The organism is Cedecea sp. P7760 (assembly GCF_013386425.1).
GTDB classification, from domain to species: Bacteria; Pseudomonadota; Gammaproteobacteria; order Enterobacterales; family Enterobacteriaceae; genus Cedecea; species Cedecea selenatireducens.
In genome coordinates, this window is the sequence record NZ_JACARU010000013.1 from 43,735 (window position 1) to 64,607 (window position 20,873).

Sequence of the window (20,873 nt, forward strand, 5' to 3'; positions counted from 1 at the left end):
GTGCCCGAGTATCGGATTCGTTCCCTCAAGGCCTGTGAGTTTGCAGACGTTACGGCAGAATTAACGGACGTATTAATTGACTGCGTGGAAGGCGGGGCTTCGGTCAGCTTTTTACATCCTTTGTCGCCGGAGAAAGCGGCTGCTTTTTGGGACGATGTCGGGCAAAGCGTAAGTCGGGGAGAGAGAACGGTGATTGTCGCCGAAGACGGGCAAGGGCGCATTGTCGGCACCGTGCAGCTTATCACCAGCCAGCCGGAAAACCAGCCGCACCGGGCGGACGTTTCCAAGCTGCTGGTTCACCGCGCGGCACGGCGGAGAGGCATTGCTCAGCGGCTGATGGGCTATCTTGAAGCCGTGGCCACGACCCATGGCAAGTCGGTTCTGGTGCTGGATACCGCCACCGGCAGCGATGCCGAAATTTTCTATCAGGGCATGGGCTGGCAGCGCGTTGGCGATCTGCCAAACTATGCGCTGATGCCGGACGGCAGCCCGTGTTCTACCACGATTTATTACCGGAACTTGTGATTCAACAAGTGACAGTGTCACTTGACCGTCGCTTTTAACCCCCTTCAGGCATGCTATAGTGCCCGCAATATGGCAGTTGCAGGCACTTTAGTATGGAAAACACAGCGCTCTGGTTCCGGCAGTTTGGTGAGCCTGAACAGGTTCTGACCCTTGAACACGCTCCGCTGACACCGTTTATTCCCGGTACGTTAAGGGTGCGCATGCACTATGCGCCGGTTAATCCCTCCGACCTGATCCCCATTACCGGCGCCTATCGTCACCGGGTTTTTCCGCCGCGGATTGTCGGCTATGAAGGCGTCGGCGTCGTCGAACAGGCTGACTCTGCGCAATGGATCGGCCGGCGAGTGTTACCTCTGCGCGGTGAAGGGACCTGGCAGCGCTGGGTTGATTGCCCGACTCAGTGGGCAGTGCCTGTACCGGACAGTATTCCAGATGAGCTTGCGGCGCGAGGCTATATCAATCCGCTGGCTGCCTGGCTGATGCTGGAAAGATGGCCGGTTATGGGAAAACGAGTGCTGGTGACCGCCGCTGGCTCGGCCTGTGCTGGCTTGCTGGCTCAGTGGGCGAAAAGACAGGGTGCGACAGAAGTTTATGGTATTTACCGTTCGCCAGATCATCTTCCGGCGTTACTCAAGCTGGGCATTATTCCTCTGGACAGCGGCGACAGCAGAGCAATCGCTGAAGTGGCAAGGCAGGTCGATGTGGTTTATGACGCGGTAGGGGGCGAATTAGCCACTTTGATGCTCGATCACCTCAATAGCCGGGCGGTAATGATTTCTTACGGCCTGCTCAGCGGTAAGGGCTTCTCTCCGCGTGGAAGGCATATCACGGCGCAGCGATTTCATCTGCGGGATACGCTGGCGGTAACGCCGGTTGAGGAATGGCAGGGCTGGTTTTCTTCCCTGTGGCAACTGCTGCGCGAGACTCAGCAGCCAGAAGCAGAGGTTTATAAACTGGAGGAGTGGCGGCTTGCGCTGGCGCTGTTCCATGAACCCGGCCGCCAGCGCAAACCGCTGTTAAAACTGTAGACGTTATTTATCGCCCAAAATGGTGTTGAGCGTTTCGGCGTCCGGCATGCCCTGATGCTGCTGCAGGCGGCCTTCGGCGTTCAGGTAGTAGATTGACGGCGTGGCGTTGCCGCCCAGGTCATCCATCAGCGTAAGGTTATCTTTTAACGCTTCCCCGATAACCGGGTCGATCTTCTCCGGCTTTTGCAGCGCCAGCTTGCCTTTGCTGTTCTCATAGTCGGCCAGCGTTTTCGCCGGATCTTTCGACATGAGGATCGCGGCGGCTTTCTGGCCGCTGTCCGGGCGCAGCATGCCGACTAACAGCACGCGCAGCTGAACTTTACCGGACTTCAGCCAGGGCTGAGCCTGTTCCCAGAATTGGGTGCAGTACGGGCAGTACGGATCGGCAAACACGTAAACAATGCGCGACGCTTTTGCATCCCCGGCGGCTATCCAGCGGTGCTTTTCGAGGCTCTGCCACATCTCTTTCGCCATCGGGGCATAGACAAACTTCTCGACTTCCGCGTCGCTCAGGTTTTTGCCTGCGGCATCTACCAGGTTACCCATGATGGCGTGCTGTTTGTCCGGCGTCAGATAAACGGTTGTGCCTTGCCCCTGGTACTGCATCGCATAGCCCTGTAGATCGCCGGGCGCTTTAAATTCCCCTTTTATTTCGAAGCCCTGTTTCTCTAATGCTTCAATGGGGGCAGGCAATTTACCGTCGGCGGCAAACGCCGTGGCGTTAAAAAGCAGGGCCAGTGAAACGGACACGGCGGAGATTTTTTTCATCGAGCAGTCCTTGATTAAATGCTATTTTCATCAAAGGGTAGCATTCCTTTTTACGCGAAGTCATCAGACTTACTTTCCTTTAAGTAACCGAGCATTTCGGAGGCCAGCCGGTGACAATCAGACGAGCCATACCCGATGAGGCGCAGGCGCTGTGGGTGATAAGAAACGAGGCTATTCGCTTCGGCTGCCGGGATGTTTATCCCGAAGATGTGCTGCAGGCCTGGACGCCGGAGCTAATGCCTGCGGGTTACCTTCACGAGATAATTAATAATCCTTTTTTTGTGACCGAGAATGAAAACGGCGAGCCGGTCGCGACGGGTTATCTGGATTTGGAAAATTGTGCTGTAGAAGCGGTATTTACCTTGCCAGCATATACAGGCAAAGGTCTGGCAAAGCAGATTATGGGCGCTATAAAGCAGGAGGCGAAAACACGGGGCATGACCACGTTAACGCTGTCTGCCACGCCGAACGCCCGCGATTTTTACCTGACGCAAGGATTTAGCATCGTAAAAGAAAGCCTTTACCCTTCGGCACTGGCCGGGGCATCTCTGCGCTGCTTTGAAATGAGTTGCGACATTTAGCCTGAAAACTAAAAACGTAAAAGGTGCCCTCATGAGCGACCGTATCGATTATCAGATTGAAAAGTACAGTTTTACGGAAATTGAAGAGACGCCGCGCCTCAGTCGGCAGTGGGAAGAGGTCAGGGAGGAATACCACAGAGAGCCTCAGGATGCGGAGCAGCGCCTGCGCCTGGCGCTGCTCAACGTGGATTACGTCACCAGCTTTGAACTGCCTTTTCGCCTGTTGCTTCTGCGGGCGCCCCAGTTAATCGACAAGCTGCGCGATGAGCTGCAGTTAAGTCAGAAAAGCGTGGTCATTAACGACAATAAACGCGGTGAGGTCTACAGCATAAAGGCGGATCTTAGCGCCGTGCCAGATGCCTTCCGCTACCGTTTTTCTAACCGCATACGCCGGATTGAGCCGGGCGGAACCCCGGCGACGGCTTACCAGCAGATTGCGCTGCAGGTCAGAAACCCTAGAGAGCGGCTGAAAATTGCCCTAGAGTCCGGGCTGCAGGTCAACGCCCTGGACGGCCTGTTCTGGCTTGGGCTGCAGCGTATCGCGGCCGATATTTCCGTTCTGAGGCAGTCCGGCATGGCAATAGCCACGGCGGAACGCAACGTTTTCGATAGCCTGACGGGCACCATCAGAACAATCCCGACCTATAGCTTAAACCCTGAAATCGCACGGTAGGGAAAGTAGCTAACGGCGATCCTGGTCCCTCAGAAACCCGGCTGTTTTAGCTTCCTTGTGCGCAGGCTACTTAAGCTAATGGCCAACAGCGTCGCACCTGCAGCAACCCAAAGGCTGAGTCGAATCGCCTGCGGCTCCTGCCATATTGCGTTGCCGTAAATTGCCAGAATAATCCCTACGATCGCCGCGCCCAGGCATTGGCCGAAAGTCCGCATAATGGCCAGTATGCCCGAGGCGTAACCGCTGTTTTCCCGCGAGGCGTTCGCCATCATTTCCCGATTATTAGGACTCTGGAAAATGCCGAAACCAATGCCGCACACCAGGCTACGTAAACCGATGTCCCATGCCTGAGCGTGGACAGGCAACAGGGCTAAAAGCACCAGGCCAACCGTAAACACGCCTAAACCCGTGGTGGCGATAAGCGCCGGCGAATGCTTGTCGGCAAGTCGCCCGGCACGCGGCGCCGCGAGCATGATACCGACCGGCCAGGGCGTAAAGAGCAGGGCTGAAGCAAAGGCGCTGTAGCCATAAACGTTCTGGAATAAAAACGGCAGGGCAACAAACGTTATCCCTTGCCCGATGAACGAAGCCAGCGAGGTCATGGCCGCCAGCGAAAATCTCGAAGAGGCGAACAGCGTCAGCGGAAGCAGGGGCTGTGCGGCACGACGCTCACGCCAGACAAAGGCCATCCCGGCAAATAATGAGATGACGCTGTAATTTATTGCCGAAATTATGCCTTCACTTTTGGTAAAGCTGTCGGCGGCCATGATCAGCGAGCCCAGCAACAGGGCCGAAAGAATAGCGCCAGCATAATCGAAGGGCTTAGGATTGATAACTGCTGCACCAGGCAGCACCCGCAGGCTCAGGACGAGCGCCACAATGCCTAACGGTATATTCACCGCAAAAAGCCATTCCCAACCCAGCGTGGAAAGCAGCGTCCCGCCAAGCAGCGGGGCAATGGTCGTGCTGGTGGCGATTAAAAAGGCGTTAAGCCCCAGGATCCTGCCCAGCAGGCGGTTTGGGAATATCGAACGAAGGATTGCCGGGGAAATGCTCAGCACCGCTGCGCCACCGACTCCCTGTAAGACCCGCATTATCACTAACATATCGAGTGAAGAAGACAGCGCGCAGCCCGCGGATGCCAGGGTAAACAGGCCCAGACCGAAAACAAATATTTGCCTGAAGCCCAGCCGGGTAGCCAGCGCGGCGAAAATCGCCAGCGTCATGGCGGCGGCAAGCAGGTAGCCGTTAGCCACCCAAACGGCATCGCTGGCAGACACGCCGAGCGCTTTGGCGATGTTGGGTAGCGCGATGTTCACCATCGAACCATCGAATACGGCCATCGTCACGGTCGTCATCACGGCAAGCATCGCCATCAGGCGCTGGCGACCGGGTAAACCTTCATCGCCTGGCTGGGTTGAAAATAATTCCATAATGGTTCCTTACCGTTGGGCGGCAATCAGTATCAGGTTGTCAGTGCAGCAAATATAGTGATACTTAAAGACAGGCGGAAGACGCATGATATGCACTAAATAGTTGCACCAAACGCCATATCTCTTTACAGGATGCCAGAATGAACGAACCCGATCTGAATTTGCTGCTTGCGCTGGATACCTTTCTGGCTGAGGGCAGCGTGGCCGGCGCTGCCCGGCGCCTGGGGTTAAGCTCATCGGCGATGAGCCGTACGCTCAGTCGCCTGCGGGCTGCAACCGGCGATCCTCTTCTGGTCAGAGCGGGAAGAAATATGGTGCTGACGCCCTATGCCGAAGCGATTCGTGACCGGGCGAGAAACGCCGCGCTTGAGGCTCGCGCCTTACTGAGCCCCTCCACGGCAGAGCTGTCCCTTTCCACGCTGGAGTGCGTGTTTATTATCAGAGCCAATGACGGCTTTATCGAGGCATTTGCACCGTCGCTGATCGCCGCTGCCGCAGCACAAGCGCCGGGAGTTCAGCTGTGTTTTACGTCGAAGCCAGAAAAAGGGCCCCGGCATCTGCGCGAAGGCCTGGTCGACCTTGAAATCGGCGTTGTGGGTGAAATGGGCCCGGAAATACGGCTGCAGGCGTTGTTTCGCGATCGTTTTGTCGGCGTGGTTCGGGCCGGTCATCCTCTTGCCGGGATACCGGAAGTCACCGTAGAACAGTATCTTTCGTATGGGCATGTGGTTGCTTCCCGTCGCATACGCTCAACGCCCGGGCCCGTAGATGATGCGCTGGCTAAAAGGGGACTGACGCGAAAAATTGCCGCCGTAGTGCCGGGGTTTCCGGCGTCGTTAAAGGTGGCGCAGGCATCCGATCTGATTGCCCTGGTGCCATCTTCTTTCCTGCTTAATCAATCTGTTAGTGAGGTTGAGGGAGACAATGCCAGGCTGGCAATGTTCGAGCTGCCGGTGGATACGAGAACCATCACCGTTTCTCAAATGTGGCACCCGCGCTCAGAAGCTGACCTCGCACACCGCTGGCTGCGGCACCTTATCCTGGACGTATGCCGCACCCTGGTGCCTTAGTTGACACGCTGCAACCAGGAATTTTCTGCGTTTCGGGTAATCTCGGTTCTGTCGATATGCTATACTCCAGCCTATCTAACAAGTGGGATTTTTCAAGGGATTACACCATCTTGTCGCTGCTAAAATACATCAACACCATTATCCTGATCGTTATTCTGACAACGTTGATTTTTGCCGGGTTTGTATTTCGGGAATACCGGGATCTGAAAAGCTACATGGGGTACATTGCAGAAAACGGAAAATCCGCGCTGTTTCATGAAGAGTATATTAACCAGAACACGGCTTTTCGGCTGTCTCGTGCTTTCTCCTCTGCGCCGTCAGGGATAACAACCGCTGCAAATAAAGATATTGATATTTGTAAATATGCCGAATCATTAAATGGTGTTTATGGTTTAAATCTCGCGGGCCAAAAATTAGCGACACTTAAGGGAACGTTGCAAACTCGCAATCCATCCTGCGCCAGCTGGAAGAACGATGCGGCGTCGTTGATCGTTGGGCAAGAAAACGCCGTCAATGCCGTGTCTAAGTACAGTTTTTCCAACTACAGTGGCTATGTTTTTAACAATATCCGCTACTATATAGATCTGAAAAATAGCTATATTTATATCAATAAGATTGTCGACAGCAAGCATTATACCTTTAATAACTGGCTGGTGAGTGAAAATGGCCGTATAGATATCGACCGTAGCGCGAAGACCATTAATATTGACGGCTCCGCGTTAACCGATCTGCGCCAGGGAGAAAGCATTGTCTCCCATATTTATAAAGATGGGTATACCCACAAAAACATTATCAGCATGATTACGCCGGTATTTCAACGCGAGGAAATAAAAGGGATATTCATTACCGATATTAATATCGACGATCTCGCAACGTCCTTTTATACGGCGGAAAGGCCGCTGTTATGGCGTTTTCTTTCCCTTTACGTTACGGACAATGTTACCGGCGCTAAGATCAGCTTCCACCATCCTGTGCTGAAGTCGTTTACGCCCATTTCTTACGCGGAAAAAATTACCGGCTACTATACGCTGCACATCCAGCTGGACGGGATTTACTTCCTGATCTCTATTCTCTGGTTAGTCGCCCTCTATTTGTTCGGGACCTGGCTACTTTGCCGCTATGCCAAAAAACAGCTCGACCGTAACCGGTCGCTGTCTCACGATAATATGACCGATGCGATGACCGGCCTGTATAACCGTAAAGTGCTGACATCTTCGCTTGAGCAGAAGATTCACGCGCTGCTGAGTAATAACATTGCCGTAACGGTAATTTCTATTGATAGCGACGGGCTGAAGAAGATTAACGATACCCTCGGGCATCACATGGGTGACCGGGCCATACAGTACCTGGGCAGGGCGCTCGCGCAATCCATTCGCAAAAGCGACTACGGCATTCGCCTTGGCGGGGATGAGTTCAGTTTGATTCTGATTGATTACAGCCTGACTAAATCTAACGAAGTTATCACGCGTATTCACGATTACCTTCTAACCATCGATGAAGACAAACTGGTTGGATTTTCTTACGGAAGCTATCAGATGGCAGCCGGTGATACGTTAGAAACCGCGCTTCTTAAGGCGGATGAACTGCTGTATCAGCATAAGCGTAATAAGTATGGGGAAAAGGGCTCCAGCCGATAAAAAAAACCGCTGGTGGATCCCCTCAGCGGCTTTTTAGTGGGCGCGAATTGTCGCCATAGGGATTGTCAGGTGAATGAAAACACTACCATTCATTAATAATCATCACTCTTTCGTCTGAAAGTTTAATTTTAGTCACTTTAGGCGGCAAGGGTTTCGAAAGAATGGTCATTCTCACGTCAAAAGTGCCGTTGACTGAGGCCATTGAAATTTTGAACGGCATCAGAATACTGAGTGCCAGGATGAGTTGTTTCATATTAATACGATTTGTTTACTTTTATTTAAAATCAATGAATTGGTCAAAATTATATCATATATGCTCTCGCGAAGGGAATGTCTGCGGTTTTATCGACCGGTAAGGTCAGCGTCAGGGCAAAAGGTTAAGATAGCGGCGATAATTCTCCTCAATAACGCTCAGCAGGGTGTTATCGTCGCTCTGATGAAGCAGGGCTGAACTCTCCGTACCCATATCCACACTTTCACATAATGGGTAACAGGCCGCCCGCAGCGCAGGTTTGATGGCATTAAAGTATCCCATCGTGGGTACTCTAAACGCGGCGGCAATGTGCAGAGCCGATGAGTCGCAGGTATAGACTTTGCTGGCATGCCGGATAATGGCAATAAAGTCGCGGGTATTTCTTGAACGTGAAGACAAATCGATAAACTGCGGGTGGTCTATCTCGCCGAATCCTGCAACCGGTATACCGTGTCGCTTAAAGAGATGCTCGACAAATTCTACCAGTACGGCATCCGGGATGTTGCGAAGTGGGGTGCTGGCGCGGTAATTGAACAGTACGTAACGGCCTTCCAGAGGGGGAGCTTGCTCCGGCATTTCGTCCCGAAGCCAGCGGTTTGTTTTAATATCATCGGCAACGGATTCAGGGGCAATGCCAAGGTGGCGCAGGAAAAAGTCATGCATTTCCAGAGTGGCGAAATCCTCCCTGAAGAGCTGGTTCCCGGCATCAATGACCGCATCAAATCCCTCAAGCGCAGCAAGCTCCACAGGCATATAGCGCAGTTCATCGATGACGTTACCCGCCAGCCGATAAATCTCTTCCACATAGGCCTGGCAGGTGTGAGGGCGCAGCACCGTCAGGTGAAGTTTTGGGTTGATGGCCTTAATAGCCTGCAACGCCGCAATGCCAATCAGTGAATCGCCCAGCGTGACGCCCATGCCATTGATAATACAAAGCCGCTTAACGTTACGGTAGTCGAGAGAAAAGGGCTGCAAGGCGTAGTTATAAATTCCCGGCTGATGCAGCGCCTGCAGTTGCAGAGTGTTCCGCTGAGTAGGGTACAAGGACTCAAGATCGTAGGAGGCGACGAGCGTTTTCTCGTCCTGAAGCAAACTGCCAGCAAAATTCAGAAGCGATGAGTTCATGGTTTCCCTGAGACATAGCGTAAGCACGCCTCTCACCATAATGAGATTTGGCTGGCTGTCAATTTCCCTTGAGCGTCGTTCTTTTTAGAACAGAGAACCGCCTGTTTGAGTCAGGCATTACCAGGGGATCAGCCCCATTTCATGTAGAGCGCCCAGGATAAGCAGGATAGACATGCAGGCATCAAATGGATTAGGCATCGTGTTTCACCTTTACCGCGCAGCTTTGCTGGTTAAATTATAGTCTATTTTGTTTTCGCCGTCGAAATATCAAACTCGCTAACTCAGCAGCCCGGCACCCACGTTAACGGATAATCCCAGTATCGCCAGGTTGAAGAGAAACGAGATAACCGACTGCAAAAGCGTAATTTTGCGCATCCCGGTGGTTCCCGTCGCCACGTCGGCAGTCTGTGACGCAACGGCGATGGTGAATGAAAAATAAAGAAAATCCCAATATCCGGGATCTTTTGGTTTTTCAGGGAAGATCATCGGCGTGACGTCTTTGCTGCGGTGCAGATAATGATGATGGGCGTAATGCATGGCAAACGAACTGGGCAGTAATGTCCAGGACGCCAGCAGCGTGATTGCGGTCAGAACAATGTGCAACACGAGTGGGGTGCCAGAAAGTGAACGTAACGACGGCAGCTCGCTCAGGATAGCCACAATGCTGGCCATACAGGCAAAGATAACCATGCTTAATACCAGCGCCGCGCTTTGGTCCTGTATTCTGGCAATTCGCTGAATCTCACTCACATCAGTGCGCAGCATGCGAAACCAGATAAACGTCAGGTAGAGCCAGGCCAGGACATTCCAGCTGATTAACAGTCGCTGAAGCGTGCCGAGCTGGGCCGGCAGAACGTAATAACAAACGATCCCGGCAGCAACCGAAATCAATAATCGCAGACGGGCGAAGAGGTGAGTCCTTAGCGAAAAGCTCATGGGATAATTTATTCGACGAGGGTTGGATAAGTTAACTGTAGACGAGGGAAAAGCTAAGGACCTGCTTCTCGCAGATAATCAATTTGCCGGGCGGGCAACCCGTCAACCCGTGCATTATTATTTTGATAATTCGTAATTATTACTTTGAGAATTTCCGCAGCATAAGGTTTAAAAACCATTCTCTTTTCTCCTCAGAACAACCGCTCTCGCTCCCTGAGCGTTTTTTTTCGCACGTCTAATCACAGAAATTCACATCGGCCACCACCTCATTGATTTTTGGCACAAATCTTGGATTTGTTAGCACGATGAGTTTTTCCCGTGAGTGACTTACTGATTTGATAATAAGGGGAACGTTATGTGTGCTTTGCGTTCAGCGTCGCCAGGACGCGTGGATGGAGTGGCAAAGGTCAAAGGAACGGCCATCTACGGCGATGATATTACTTTGCCGGATATGTTATACGGCGTCTGTCGTTATGCGGATATTCCGGCAGGGAAAATAGATCAGCTCGACTTAAGCGAAGCGCTGGCGGTTGAGGGCGTGGTCAAAATTGCCACCTGGCAGGACATCCCCGGCACGCCGGTTGTTGGTGTTATCGTCAAAGATTACCTGCCAATTATTAAGGATGAGGTGGTCTTTCACGGCGACGTTATTGCCGTAGTTGCCGCTACTACCTATGAAGCGGCCTGCACAGCGGCCGACAAAATCCACGTACGCTATACGCCATACGCGCCATTGACCGATGTTGAAGCTGCGCTTGCGCCAGACGCGCGCTGCATTCATCCGGAACGCAGCGACAATATTGCCGCGCATCATCACACCCTCAAAGGTGATGTTGAAAAAGGCTTCGCGCAGTCGCGTCATATCCTCGAGCGCGAATATGAAGTGGGTTTTCAGGAGCATGCTTATATTGAACCCGAGGTGGTGCTAACCTGGCTTGACCCTACCGACGGCAGCCTGATTATTTCTGGCTCGGTGCAAAACCCGCACCGCGTTCGCGGTTTCGTCGCTAAGTTCATGGGCTGCCCGCAAAGCCTGATCAACGTAAAACGCGCCGTTATGGGGGGCTCGTTCGGCGGCAAAGATGATGTTATTGACCATCTGGCCTGCCGTTCGGCTCTGCTGACGCATCTGACCGGGAAACCGGTGAAATTTGCCTACACGCGCGAACAGTCAATTATCGAAAGCTGCAAACGCCATCCATATAAAATGAAATACAAGGTCGGGCTGGACGACAGCGGCCGTATCCAGGCCATTAAAGTTGATATCCTGGCCGACAGCGGTGGCTATGCGGCTTCGTCACCGTTTGTCACCTGGCGTTCGTCAGTGCAGGCCGCAGGCCCATACGCCATCCCAAACGTGCATATCGACGTCACGGCGGTGTACACCAACAACAGTTACACCTCCGCGATGCGCGGCTTCGGTTCTCCGCAGGTGGTTTACGCTCACGAATCACTAATGGATGAGATTGCTGAGTATCTGAAGATGTCGCCTGTCACGGTGCGCGAAATTAACGCCTTACGCCAGGGCGATGCGTCGATTACCGGCCAGGTGTTTGACCAACATACGGTTTCCGCGCATGAAGTGCTGGCAAAGGCTACCGATTCGGCCGAGTTTATGGCGAAACGAAAACATTATCAGGCGCTTAACGAGAAGGGCGGCGTCTACCGTTACGGTATTGGCCTGGCGTTGAGCTATCGCGGGTGCTCGATCGGTGCTGAAGGGGTTGATACCTCAACGGCGCTGATTCAGGTCAACGAAGACGGTAGCGTCAGCCTTTCGACGTCGGTGTCGGAAAACGGACAGGGGCTGCAAACCACGATGACGTTGATTGCCGCCGAAGCGTTTGGCATCGAAATGAGCGAGTTTCATTTTATGGAGCCGCCAACTTCGGTCATCGGCGACGGGGGCTCCACGGCGGCGACGCGCGGAACAATGGTCGGCGGCGGAGCGATTATTGATGCTGCGCAGAAGATCAAACGGCGCATTCTCGGCGTCGTCGGTGAGAGCATCGGGGTAGCTCATCTTGAGGATACGCTGTGGCAGGGCGGCTTTATTATCAACAAACATGATAATAGCCAGCGTATCGACTTCAAATCGGCGGTGAATAAAACTAAGTGGGCCAGCGTGAGCCTGACTGAATACGGTTGGTTTGTGCCGCCGCCCATTCACTGGGATGAAGAAAAAGGCTGTGGCAGCCCGTATTTTACCTGGGTTTACGGCTGCCAGGTGGCCGAGGTGCGGGTGAATATCAGCACCGGTAAAACTGACTTGCTGCATGTTACTGCCGCCCACGATGTCGGCCAGGTTCTTAACCCGGTCGGGTTTGAGGGGCAGGTCTGTGGCGGCGTGGCACAGGGCTTTGGCTATGCTCTGTTAGAGGATTTCAACATTGAGCACGGGCAGGTGAAGTCCGAGAACTTTGACAGCTATCTGCTGCCGACGATCAAAGATATTCCCCCGATTACCGTTATCGGCGTTGAGAACCCGGACAAGGCCGGCCCGCTAGGCGCGAAAGGGATTGGCGAGCCTGCCACGGAGTTAGTCGCCGCGGCCATCAATAACGCGGTGAGCTTTGCGCTGGGGACTCGTTTCAACAAGCTGCCGTTAACCCTGGAGCAGGTGATTCTGGGTTATAACCTGAAAAAACCGGCTCGTCAGAGTGAATTGATGATCGAGCCTGGGAATAAGAAACAGGTATTACGTCTGACGGATGTCACCGTGACGCGGCCTGGAACGCTAAGTGAGGCCCTGGAACTGCTAAAAAGTGACGGTGTCACGGCTATTGCCGGCGGCACGGACGTGATTGTGCAGGGGCGCATGCAAACCCGGGCAATGAAGCTGGTGGATATTTCGCGCCTTAGCGAGCTGACGCAGGTGACCGAAGATACACAATCGCATGAAATTTCTATTGGTGCGGCAGTAACGTTCAACCGCATTACCGAAAATAGGCTGCTTCGAGAACGTTATCCGCTGTTGGTACAGGCTTGCCACACGGTGGGCTCGCACCAGATTCGTAACCGGGCGACCATCGGCGGCAATATCGTCAACGCCGCACCTTGTGGTGATTCCATTCCACCGGCCATCCTCTACGACGGCAGCATTGAGCTGCAGTCTCATCGCGGCGTGCGCCGGATGTCGCTGGGTGAGTTTCTGATCTCGGGGTACAAAACTCAGCGAGAGCCTGATGAGCTATTAACCCGTCTTATTCTGCCGCCGCCGACAAAACCTGACGCTAAAGGCTTTTACCATCAGCTGGGTCGCCGAAACGCGCTGAATATTACTCGTCAAAGCCTGACCATGCTGCTGGAAATTGCCGACGACGGCACGGTGAGCTACTGCCGGCTGGTTGATGGTGCGCTGTTCAGCAAGCCTCAGCGACTTATTGATGTTGAACGCTGCATGCTGGGCCAACGGCTGAACCCGGCCACTATCGACAGTGCCTGCGAGGTACTCGACAAGCTGATTTACGCCGCTATTGGTAAACGCTGGTCTGCGGCCTATAAGCAGCCGGTGTTTATCAGCATGTTCCGCGACATGATGGCGCAAGCGTTAGAAAAATAACCATGAGGACAGGGCGCGAAGGCGTCCTGCAGGGACTGAGCCATGAGCACAATTAAAGTAAAGGTCAACGGCAAGCTGGTTGAAGCCAAAGTGGAGGGCAATATGCGTCTGTTGGATCTGGTCCGCAATACATTGCGGCTGACAGCCACAAAAGAAGGCTGCTCCATTGGGGAATGCGGCGCGTGTACGGTTATTATGGACGGTAACGCGGTCTGCTCCTGCCTGGTACTGGCAGAGCAGTGCGATGAGGCGGAAATCACCACCCTGGAGGGGCTGAACGATAATCCTGTCACGCAGAAATTGCAGGAGGCATTTGTTGAAAAAGGCGGTGTACAGTGCGGCTTTTGTACGCCGGGTGTGCTGGTCAGCACCACCGCGCTGCTGGAAAAAGAACCGCAGCCCAGCGACGAACAGCTTAAAGATGTACTGGAAGGAAATATCTGCCGCTGTACCGGCTATCAGCCTATTCTCGACTCCATTCACCACGCGTTAAAATCCTGAACGAAAGAAAAACGCCGGGCGGTATCACACCGCCCGGCCCACTCCAACGCGACAAGAAGTTCCCCAACGCTTAGCCCACCGCGCTTTCCCGCAGCCGCGCCTTCAATTTGCGATACTCATCCACTACGTACTGCTCGGCGGCCTGTTGGTCAGTAATCGGCTCAACGCGAACGGCGCAATACTTGTACTCCGGCGTTTTGGTTATCGGGCTAAGATTCTCGGTTACCAGTTCATTACAGGCACCAATCCACCATTGGTATGTCATGTAAATTGCGCCTTTATTGGGCCGCTCGCTGACTTTTGCACGGGTGATAATGCGCCCCTTGCGAGAGTTCACCCACACTAGCGCTTCATCAACAATACCCAGCCGTGCGGCATCCAGGGTGTTGATTTGCGCATAGCCTGGCTCATCGGCCAGGGTCGACAGTGCAGAACAGTTGCCGGTCATCGAACGGCAAGAGTAGTGGCCAACCTCACGTACCGTAGAAAGCACCATCGGAAACTCGTCGCTGAGTTTATCGATGGGCGCAACCCAGTCGCAGGTAAAGAACTGCGCCAGGCCGTTCGGCGTCGAAAATGCCTCTTTAAACAGATAAGACGTCCCCAGGTCCGTATCCGACTCATCACGGCATGGCCACTGCAGGTAGCCAAGTTCGCCCATTTTCTCGTAGGTAGCACCGTAGAAATCCGGGCACAGATGCCGCAGCTCATCCCAGATTTCCTGAGTATTGTTGTACTGCATCGGGTAGCCCATCCGGGTGGCAATTTCACTGATAATCTGCCAGTCGGTTTTGAGATCCCACTCTGGCTCCACCGCCTTAAAGAAGCGCTGAAAGCCTCTGTCCGCCGCAGTGTAGACACCTTCATGCTCGCCCCAGGAAGTGGAGGGCAGAATAACATCGGCCGCCGCTGCCGTTTTGGTCATGAAAATATCCTGCACGATGACCAGCTCAAGCGTTTCAAACGCCTTACGTACCGCCGAAAGTTCGGCGTCGGTTTGCAGCGGATCTTCCCCCATAATGTAGGCCGCGCGTACTTCGCCGTGTTCAGCGCGATGCGGCAGTTCACTGATGCGATAGCCCGTATGGGCAGGTAAGCTTTCTACTCCCCATGCCCGGGCAAACTTTTCTCTGTTTTCCGGAACCTTAACGAACTGATAGCCAGGGAAAGTATCAGGTAACGCGCCCATATCGCAGGCGCCCTGAACGTTATTCTGTCCACGCACAGGGTTAACGCCCACGCCCGGTTTACCGAGATTGCCGGTTAAAATAGCCAGGCTTGTTAACGATCTAACTGTTTCAACACCTTGATAAAACTGGGTCACCCCCATTCCCCATAGAATGGTGGCGGACTTAGCCGTGGCGTACAGTCGAGCGCAGGTGCGAATTTCTTGCGCGCTGACTCCGGTAATAGCCTCAACGGATTCCGGCGTATAGCCCGCCACGATTTTACGATATTCATCAAAACCTTCAGAACGCTGGGCAACAAACGCGTTGTCGTAGAGAGCCTCAGCAATAATGACGTGCCCAAGCGCATTAAGGAGCGCAATGTTAGAGCCGTTGTTCAGCGTCAGGTGCATATCCGCGATGCGGGCGGTTTCAATTCGCCGGGGATCGCAGACAATAATCTTAGCGCCGTTGCGTTTAGCATTCAGGACGTGATTTGCCACGATAGGGTGCGAATCTGCCGGGTTATAGCCGAAGATAAACACTAAATCGCTGTTATCAATCTCAGTGATGGCATTGCTCATTGCGCCGTTACCGACCGACTGGTGCAGACCTGCAACCGAAGGGCCGTGTCAGACGCGCGCGCAGCAATCCACGTTATTGGTGCCAATCACCGCCCGGGCGAACTTTTGCATCACGTAATTGGTTTCATTGCCCGTACCTCGGGAAGAACCGGTGGTCTGGATAGCATCCGGACCATACTTTTCTTTAATCTCGGTGAGGCGAGTAGCCACATAATCAAGCGCCTCATCCCAGGGTACGGACTCCAGCTTGCCGCCTCGGCGGCGGCGGATCATTGGGGTTTGCAGGCGCGGCGTCAAAATGCGGGTATCGTGGACAAAGTCCCAGCCGTAATAGCCTTTCAGGCACAGCGTACCCTGGTTATTTTTGCCCATCGCCGCTTCAGCGCGCACGATCTTCCCATTCTCTACCACCAGCTGCAGCTTGCAGCCTGCGGCACAGTATGGGCATACGGTGGTCACTTTTTTCATCATGGCCCTCCAGTTAACGGTAAATCTAAAACAACAGCCCAAAGCTAAAACGGTTGCTGACGCCAAAGGCGATGGCCTGCTGCACGGCGGGAATTGTCATCAATGCCAGCGCCAGCAGGGCGAGTAAGATCCGGCCTGGCATTATTTCCCCACGTTTTGCTGGGGCTGTTGCTCCCTCTGTACTTTGCGTAGCAGGAGCCACATGCGTACCGTGCGCACGGCCATATTGCGTGCTGCGGCGCTAGGCGGAGCCGGATCGGGTTCCAGGGCATCGTGGGAGACTCGGAGTGGTACGCTACCGTTGAGCGTTAAGTTGGCAACAATGGCGGTCAAGGTGCCGATAGTTATCCCGCTGTGTAAAAACAGCTGCATCATGGGAGGGAACTGGCTAAACAGGTTCGGCACCAGCACCGGCATCATGCCGAGGCCAAGCGTTAATGCCACCACCATTCCGTTGTTGTTATTTCGATAGTTGACCTGGCCAAGGGTACGAATGCCGGATACCGCCACCATGCCGAACATCACGATCCCCGCGCCACCAAGCACTGGCTTAGGAATAAGCACCACCAGCGCGGCGAGTTTGGAAAATACGCCCATCAAAATGAGAATTACTCCGGAGACCGATACCACAAAACGGCTACGTACGCCGGTTAAGCCGATAAGCCCGACGTTCTGGGCAAAGGCTGCGTAAGGAAAGAGGTTGAAGAAGCCGCAGATTGTAGTAGCTAAGCCGCAGGTATTAAGGCCGTTGCGTAGCATGCCTGAGTCCACTTTCTTACCGACAATGTCGCCGGTGGCCATCATGGAAGACATGGTTTCAACCATAACTACCACCATGACCATCGACAGCAGGGCAACCGGCACAATATGGAATTCCGGGCGCGCAAACTGCATCAGCTGTGGAAAGTGAATCCACGGGGTGACGTTAACCAGATGGAAATCGAGCGGCTTAAAAAAGCTCCATAAAATTGTGCCAATGATCAGCCCCACGAGCACGGCGGTATTTTTTACAACGCCGGTTGCGAAGGTATAAAGATTAAGAATGATGATTAGCGTAATAGCGGCCATCAGCAGTGAAAAAAGATCTCCAAACCCGTTCATGTTGCTGTTGCCGCCGCCAATCCAGCCACCGGCAACGGGCATAATCGACAGGCCAATCAGGGTAACAATGCCGCCCATGACGACTTTGGGGAAGAAGCGTAAAAGACGGCTTATCCACGGAGCACAGCATAAAATAAAGATCCCGGAGACGATAACCGAGCCTGAAATAGTGCCGATTCCGTACTCTTTTCCGATCAGCACCATTGGAATCAGTGCGGCAAAGGTACACCCCTGAATTAACGGTAATCGACAGCCCAGCCAGGGGCGAATTCCTAACGATTGCACGATAGTGGCAGCCCCGCAGATAAACAGATCGGCGCTTATCAGCAAGATAATATGTTCAGCGGGTAAACCGACGGCATTACCGACCACTAATGGCACGGCCACGGCACCGGCGTACATCACCAGTACGTGCTGCAGGCCATAAAGAACCATTTGTGTAATAGGTAGAACCTCATCGACCGGCTCGGTTGATGCCGTAGCGTTTGAGGCAGGAATGGCAGAGTCTTTCATGAAGTAATTATCTCCTGTACGACTTCGGCTCTCGTTCGTATAGGCGGAGAGGAAGTTACGATTCGAAGGCAGATGCCTCCCTGAGCTGATGTCGCCATCAGCAAATTGCGCACACGACGTTATCTATGCGTAAGCTGTGCCAAAAATGCAGGGTTTGGTTGCAGATGAATATATTTGTGAATTAAATCACGGCGGGTGAGCTATAAAAGATGGGCAGGCAATGAGGGATAAACACAGGCGACGCGTGGAATATCACATTGAGATAATTTATCTCTCATATTGGTAGTCAGTTAATATCGTGGCGATAATCTAAAGAGTACGGGGGGATCTCAATATACTGATTTTTTTGTTGTTAATCATTTTGTTGACTCATCTCTCAAAAATAAATCCATTCTTCTTAAAAGCAACAAATGCGTCTGAAAATTGCATCGTATCCCTTGAGATATTTATTGAATAATAAAAGGGAAGCAAATGAACAGATTTATTGTTGCCGATACCACGAGCTGTATTGGCTGCCATGCCTGCGAGGTTGCCTGCGTGACGGCTCATCACCAGGACAGATGGCCGTTGAAGCGGGCGGATTTTCAGCCGCGGATCCACGTTGTTTTCCACCGTAAAGAGAGCAATGCGACAACCTGTCACCACTGTAACGATGCGCCATGTGCCGCATCCTGCCCAACCGACGCGCTCTCTTTTGCTAATAACAGCATTCAATTAAAGCAAGAGAAATGCATTGGCTGTAAGAGTTGCGCGATCGCCTGTCCCTTTGGCGCCATCGAGATGGTGTCTGCCGATGACAGCGCCCCGCAGCTGGCGCAAAAATGTGACTTGTGCAGCGAACATCCCACAGGAAAACCTGCCTGCGTCAGCGTTTGTCCAACACAAGCGCTGCGCCTGATGGACGATGCCGAATTAGAAAACCTACGCAGTAAGCGGCAAATCCGAAGCGTACAAGGGCAGGCGGCGCAGGTTCGTCAACCTGGTCGCCGGGAAACATTTATCAGCAAACCACCTCGCGTGGGAGCAAAAAAAGTAGAAGCCGGCATTCGCAAAACGCAATTCGAAGAGATCTATTACGGGCTTGGCAGTCGTGATGCTGAGTATGAAAGCGAGCGCTGCCTGCACTGCGCACAAAAAGCCTGGTGTAACTGGACATGCCCGCTGCATAACTCTATTCCCGACTTCATCAGGCTCGTAAATGAAGAGAAGATTATCGAGGCGGCTGAATTGTGCCATCAAACAAGTTCTTTGCCGGAAATCTGTGGCCGCGTTTGCCCGCAGGATCGCCTGTGCGAAGGGGCTTGTACGCTGAAAAATGAGGGTGGCTCGGTGACCATTGGCAACCTGGAGCGCTATATCACCGACACCGCGCTGGCGTCGGGCTGGCGACCTCAGATAAGTGATATTGTGCCGCGTAAAGAACGTGTGGCGATTGTCGGTGCGGGTCCTGCCGGGCTGGGATGTGCTGATATTTTGGCTCGCGCTGGCGTTCAGGTTGATGTCTTTGACAAACATCCAGAAATTGGAGGATTACTCACTTTCGGTATTCCACCGTTCAAACTGGACAAAGGTATTCTGGGCGTCAGACGAAGCATTTTCAGTGAAATGGGCATCCGTTTTCACCTTAATCATGAAGTGGGGCGCGATGTGCAGTTTAACGACCTGATGGTGAACTATGACGCGGTATTCCTTGGCGTAGGTACCTACGGCCTTATGGCGGCGGGACTGGAGGGTGAAGATGCTCCCGGCGTAATTCAGGCGTTGCCATTTCTCATTGCCAGCACTCGCGAAGTGATGGGGCTGGAGGAGAACGAGGAATACCCGATGATCAACATTAAAGATAAACACGTTGTGGTGCTTGGCGGTGGAGATACCGCAATGGACTGCCTGCGTACTGCAATACGCCGTGGGGCTGCGAGCGTCACCTGCGCCTACCGTCGCGATGAGCTGAGCATGCCGGGCTCGAAAAAAGAGGTAGTTAACGCCAGAGAAGAAGGCGTTGAGTTCCAGTTTAACGTGCAGCCTCAATACATCCAGCGCGATCGCAAAGGCAAGGTAACGGCGATCGGCATGATCCGTACCGAGATGGGTGACCCGGGTCCTGATGGCCGCCGTCGTCCACGGCCTGTGGCGGGTTCCGACTTTGAGCTACCCGTTGACGTACTCATTATGGCATTCGGTTTTCAGGCGCATGATATGCCGTGGCTGCGTGGTCACGGCGTGCAGCTTGACCGTTGGGGGCAGATTTGCACCGGCGGGAAAGGGCGCGGCACAACGCAAACCAGTAATGACAAAATCTATGCTGGTGGCGATGCGGTACATGGCGCGGACCTGGTGGTCACGGCGATGGTTGCCGGCCGGCAGGCGGCCAGTGAAATGCTGGCGCTGTTTAAGGGCAAGGAGGGAGCATGACCAGCTTTATTCTGGCCGATTCGGCATCCTGTATTGGCTGCCGTACCTGTGAGATCGCCTGCGCTATGGAGCACGTTACTGAGGACGCGGCGTTTCGGCCGCGACTCAAAGTGCTACGCCTCGATACCGTAAGCGTGCCGGTGATGTGCCATCAATGTGAAAATGCCCCCTGTGTAAGCGCCTGTCCGGTGATGGCGTTAACGATGGGAAGTGAGCGTGTCGAAGCCGAAGATTCACGCTGTATTGGCTGCCAAAGCTGTGTGGTGGCGTGTCCGTTCGGGGTAATCAGCGTGGGCGTTAATCCCGAGCAAAAGACGGCAACTATAGTCAAGTGCGACCTGTGCAACGGCCGCGAGCGTGGCCCGGCGTGCATTGATGTTTGTCCGACATCGGCATTAAGTAAGATGGGGGAGCAGCAACTGAGGGAAATGCAAAAGCAGCGCGAGTGTGCTACGGCGAGTCTGTTTCTTCGGTAGTGAGTTATGCCCGGAACAATATCCGTTCCGGGCGCATGATCCGGCACCTTAGGCACCGGGT

The 20,873-nt window shown here is 53.5% G+C and carries 16 protein-coding genes; 10 read left to right on the top strand and 6 right to left on the bottom strand.

Going from position 1 to position 20,873, the window contains the following annotated elements:
* Together HX778_RS05300 and HX778_RS05305 are read left to right on the top strand one after the other, a co-directional pair.
* Positions 1-525: a GNAT family N-acetyltransferase gene (locus tag HX778_RS05300; RefSeq protein WP_038472433.1), complete on the top strand. Its 525-nt coding sequence runs from the start codon at positions 1-3 to the stop codon at positions 523-525.
* A gap of 92 nt (positions 526-617) precedes the next feature.
* On the top strand, positions 618-1,553 hold the full coding sequence (locus HX778_RS05305; protein ID WP_176981455.1) for a zinc-dependent alcohol dehydrogenase family protein: 936 nt from the start codon (positions 618-620) through the stop codon (positions 1,551-1,553).
* 3 nt (positions 1,554-1,556) lie between these two features.
* On the opposite strand, the gene dsbG is transcribed toward HX778_RS05305, so the two are convergent.
* Positions 1,557-2,321, bottom strand: coding sequence for a thiol:disulfide interchange protein DsbG (gene dsbG / locus HX778_RS05310; protein WP_176981456.1), 765 nt, complete (start codon positions 2,319-2,321; stop codon positions 1,557-1,559).
* Between the two features lie 110 nt (positions 2,322-2,431).
* Here dsbG and HX778_RS05315 point away from each other — a divergent pair, with 110 nt between their 5' ends.
* Positions 2,432-2,902, top strand: coding sequence for a GNAT family N-acetyltransferase (locus HX778_RS05315; RefSeq protein ID WP_176981457.1), 471 nt, complete (start codon positions 2,432-2,434; stop codon positions 2,900-2,902).
* A 31-nt stretch (positions 2,903-2,933) separates the two neighbouring features.
* Positions 2,934-3,575 carry a DNA-binding protein gene (locus tag HX778_RS05320; RefSeq protein ID WP_176981458.1) on the top strand — a complete coding sequence of 214 codons (642 nt, stop codon included), beginning with the start codon at positions 2,934-2,936 and terminating at the stop codon, positions 3,573-3,575.
* A 29-nt stretch (positions 3,576-3,604) separates the two neighbouring features.
* Here HX778_RS05320 and HX778_RS05325 read toward each other — a convergent pair whose 3' ends face one another.
* Complete coding sequence (locus HX778_RS05325) at positions 3,605-5,008, bottom strand: MFS transporter (RefSeq protein WP_176981459.1); 1,404 nt, start codon at positions 5,006-5,008, stop codon at positions 3,605-3,607.
* Between the two features lie 140 nt (positions 5,009-5,148).
* Between HX778_RS05325 and HX778_RS05330 the strand changes: the two genes are divergently transcribed.
* Both HX778_RS05330 and dgcJ read left to right on the top strand, forming a co-directional pair.
* Positions 5,149-6,078, top strand: a complete 930-nt coding sequence (locus HX778_RS05330) for a LysR family transcriptional regulator (RefSeq protein ID WP_038472417.1) — start codon at positions 5,149-5,151, stop codon at positions 6,076-6,078.
* A 110-nt stretch (positions 6,079-6,188) separates the two neighbouring features.
* A complete protein-coding gene (gene dgcJ / locus HX778_RS05335; RefSeq protein WP_255483336.1) occupies positions 6,189-7,715 on the top strand; it encodes a diguanylate cyclase DgcJ in 1,527 nt (508 codons plus the stop codon).
* 364 nt (positions 7,716-8,079) lie between these two features.
* Here the strand turns inward: dgcJ and HX778_RS05340 are convergent, their stop codons facing one another.
* Complete coding sequence (locus HX778_RS05340; RefSeq protein ID WP_176981461.1) at positions 8,080-9,093, bottom strand: glycosyltransferase family 9 protein; 1,014 nt, start codon at positions 9,091-9,093, stop codon at positions 8,080-8,082.
* 276 nt (positions 9,094-9,369) lie between these two features.
* Positions 9,370-10,029, bottom strand: coding sequence for a DUF1345 domain-containing protein (locus HX778_RS05345; protein WP_038472409.1), 660 nt, complete (start codon positions 10,027-10,029; stop codon positions 9,370-9,372).
* 355 nt (positions 10,030-10,384) lie between these two features.
* Between HX778_RS05345 and HX778_RS05350 the strand changes: the two genes are divergently transcribed.
* Positions 10,385-13,591: a molybdopterin cofactor-binding domain-containing protein gene (locus HX778_RS05350; protein WP_176981462.1), complete on the top strand. Its 3,207-nt coding sequence runs from the start codon at positions 10,385-10,387 to the stop codon at positions 13,589-13,591.
* Positions 13,592-13,633: 42 nt separating this feature from the next.
* Complete coding sequence (locus tag HX778_RS05355; protein ID WP_038472404.1) at positions 13,634-14,092, top strand: (2Fe-2S)-binding protein; 459 nt, start codon at positions 13,634-13,636, stop codon at positions 14,090-14,092.
* A gap of 70 nt (positions 14,093-14,162) precedes the next feature.
* Here HX778_RS05355 and fdhF read toward each other — a convergent pair whose 3' ends face one another.
* Both fdhF and HX778_RS05365 read right to left on the bottom strand, forming a co-directional pair.
* Complete coding sequence (gene fdhF, locus HX778_RS05360; protein WP_176981474.1) at positions 14,163-16,310, bottom strand: formate dehydrogenase subunit alpha; 2,148 nt, start codon at positions 16,308-16,310, stop codon at positions 14,163-14,165.
* 141 nt (positions 16,311-16,451) lie between these two features.
* Positions 16,452-17,924, bottom strand: coding sequence for a nucleobase:cation symporter-2 family protein (locus HX778_RS05365; RefSeq protein ID WP_176981463.1), 1,473 nt, complete (start codon positions 17,922-17,924; stop codon positions 16,452-16,454).
* A 456-nt stretch (positions 17,925-18,380) separates the two neighbouring features.
* Between HX778_RS05365 and ygfT the strand changes: the two genes are divergently transcribed.
* Positions 18,381-20,336 carry a formate-dependent uric acid utilization protein YgfT gene (gene ygfT / locus HX778_RS05370; protein ID WP_370527349.1) on the top strand — a complete coding sequence of 652 codons (1,956 nt, stop codon included), beginning with the start codon at positions 18,381-18,383 and terminating at the stop codon, positions 20,334-20,336.
* Positions 20,333-20,812 carry a 4Fe-4S dicluster domain-containing protein gene (locus HX778_RS05375; RefSeq protein WP_176981465.1) on the top strand — a complete coding sequence of 160 codons (480 nt, stop codon included), beginning with the start codon at positions 20,333-20,335 and terminating at the stop codon, positions 20,810-20,812. The genes ygfT and HX778_RS05375 overlap by 4 nt, the downstream gene beginning before the upstream one ends.
* The last annotated feature ends 61 nt before the right edge of the window (positions 20,813-20,873 follow it).

Bases quoted from the DNA above. Each gene is read 5' to 3' on its own strand.
- HX778_RS05330 (WP_038472417.1), top strand. From the start codon at position 5,149: ATGAACGAACCCGATCTGAATTTGCTGCTTGCGCTGGATACCTTTCTG.
- HX778_RS05365 (WP_176981463.1), bottom strand. From the start codon at position 17,924: ATGAAAGACTCTGCCATTCCTGCCTCAAACGCTACGGCATCAACCGAG.
- HX778_RS05355 (WP_038472404.1), top strand. From the start codon at position 13,634: ATGAGCACAATTAAAGTAAAGGTCAACGGCAAGCTGGTTGAAGCCAAA.
- HX778_RS05325 (WP_176981459.1), bottom strand. From the start codon at position 5,008: ATGGAATTATTTTCAACCCAGCCAGGCGATGAAGGTTTACCCGGTCGC.
- HX778_RS05340 (WP_176981461.1), bottom strand. From the start codon at position 9,093: ATGAACTCATCGCTTCTGAATTTTGCTGGCAGTTTGCTTCAGGACGAG.
- HX778_RS05320 (WP_176981458.1), top strand. From the start codon at position 2,934: ATGAGCGACCGTATCGATTATCAGATTGAAAAGTACAGTTTTACGGAA.
- HX778_RS05375 (WP_176981465.1), top strand. From the start codon at position 20,333: ATGACCAGCTTTATTCTGGCCGATTCGGCATCCTGTATTGGCTGCCGT.
- HX778_RS05345 (WP_038472409.1), bottom strand. From the start codon at position 10,029: ATGAGCTTTTCGCTAAGGACTCACCTCTTCGCCCGTCTGCGATTATTG.
- dsbG (WP_176981456.1), bottom strand. From the start codon at position 2,321: ATGAAAAAAATCTCCGCCGTGTCCGTTTCACTGGCCCTGCTTTTTAAC.
- HX778_RS05305 (WP_176981455.1), top strand. From the start codon at position 618: ATGGAAAACACAGCGCTCTGGTTCCGGCAGTTTGGTGAGCCTGAACAG.
- HX778_RS05350 (WP_176981462.1), top strand. From the start codon at position 10,385: ATGTGTGCTTTGCGTTCAGCGTCGCCAGGACGCGTGGATGGAGTGGCA.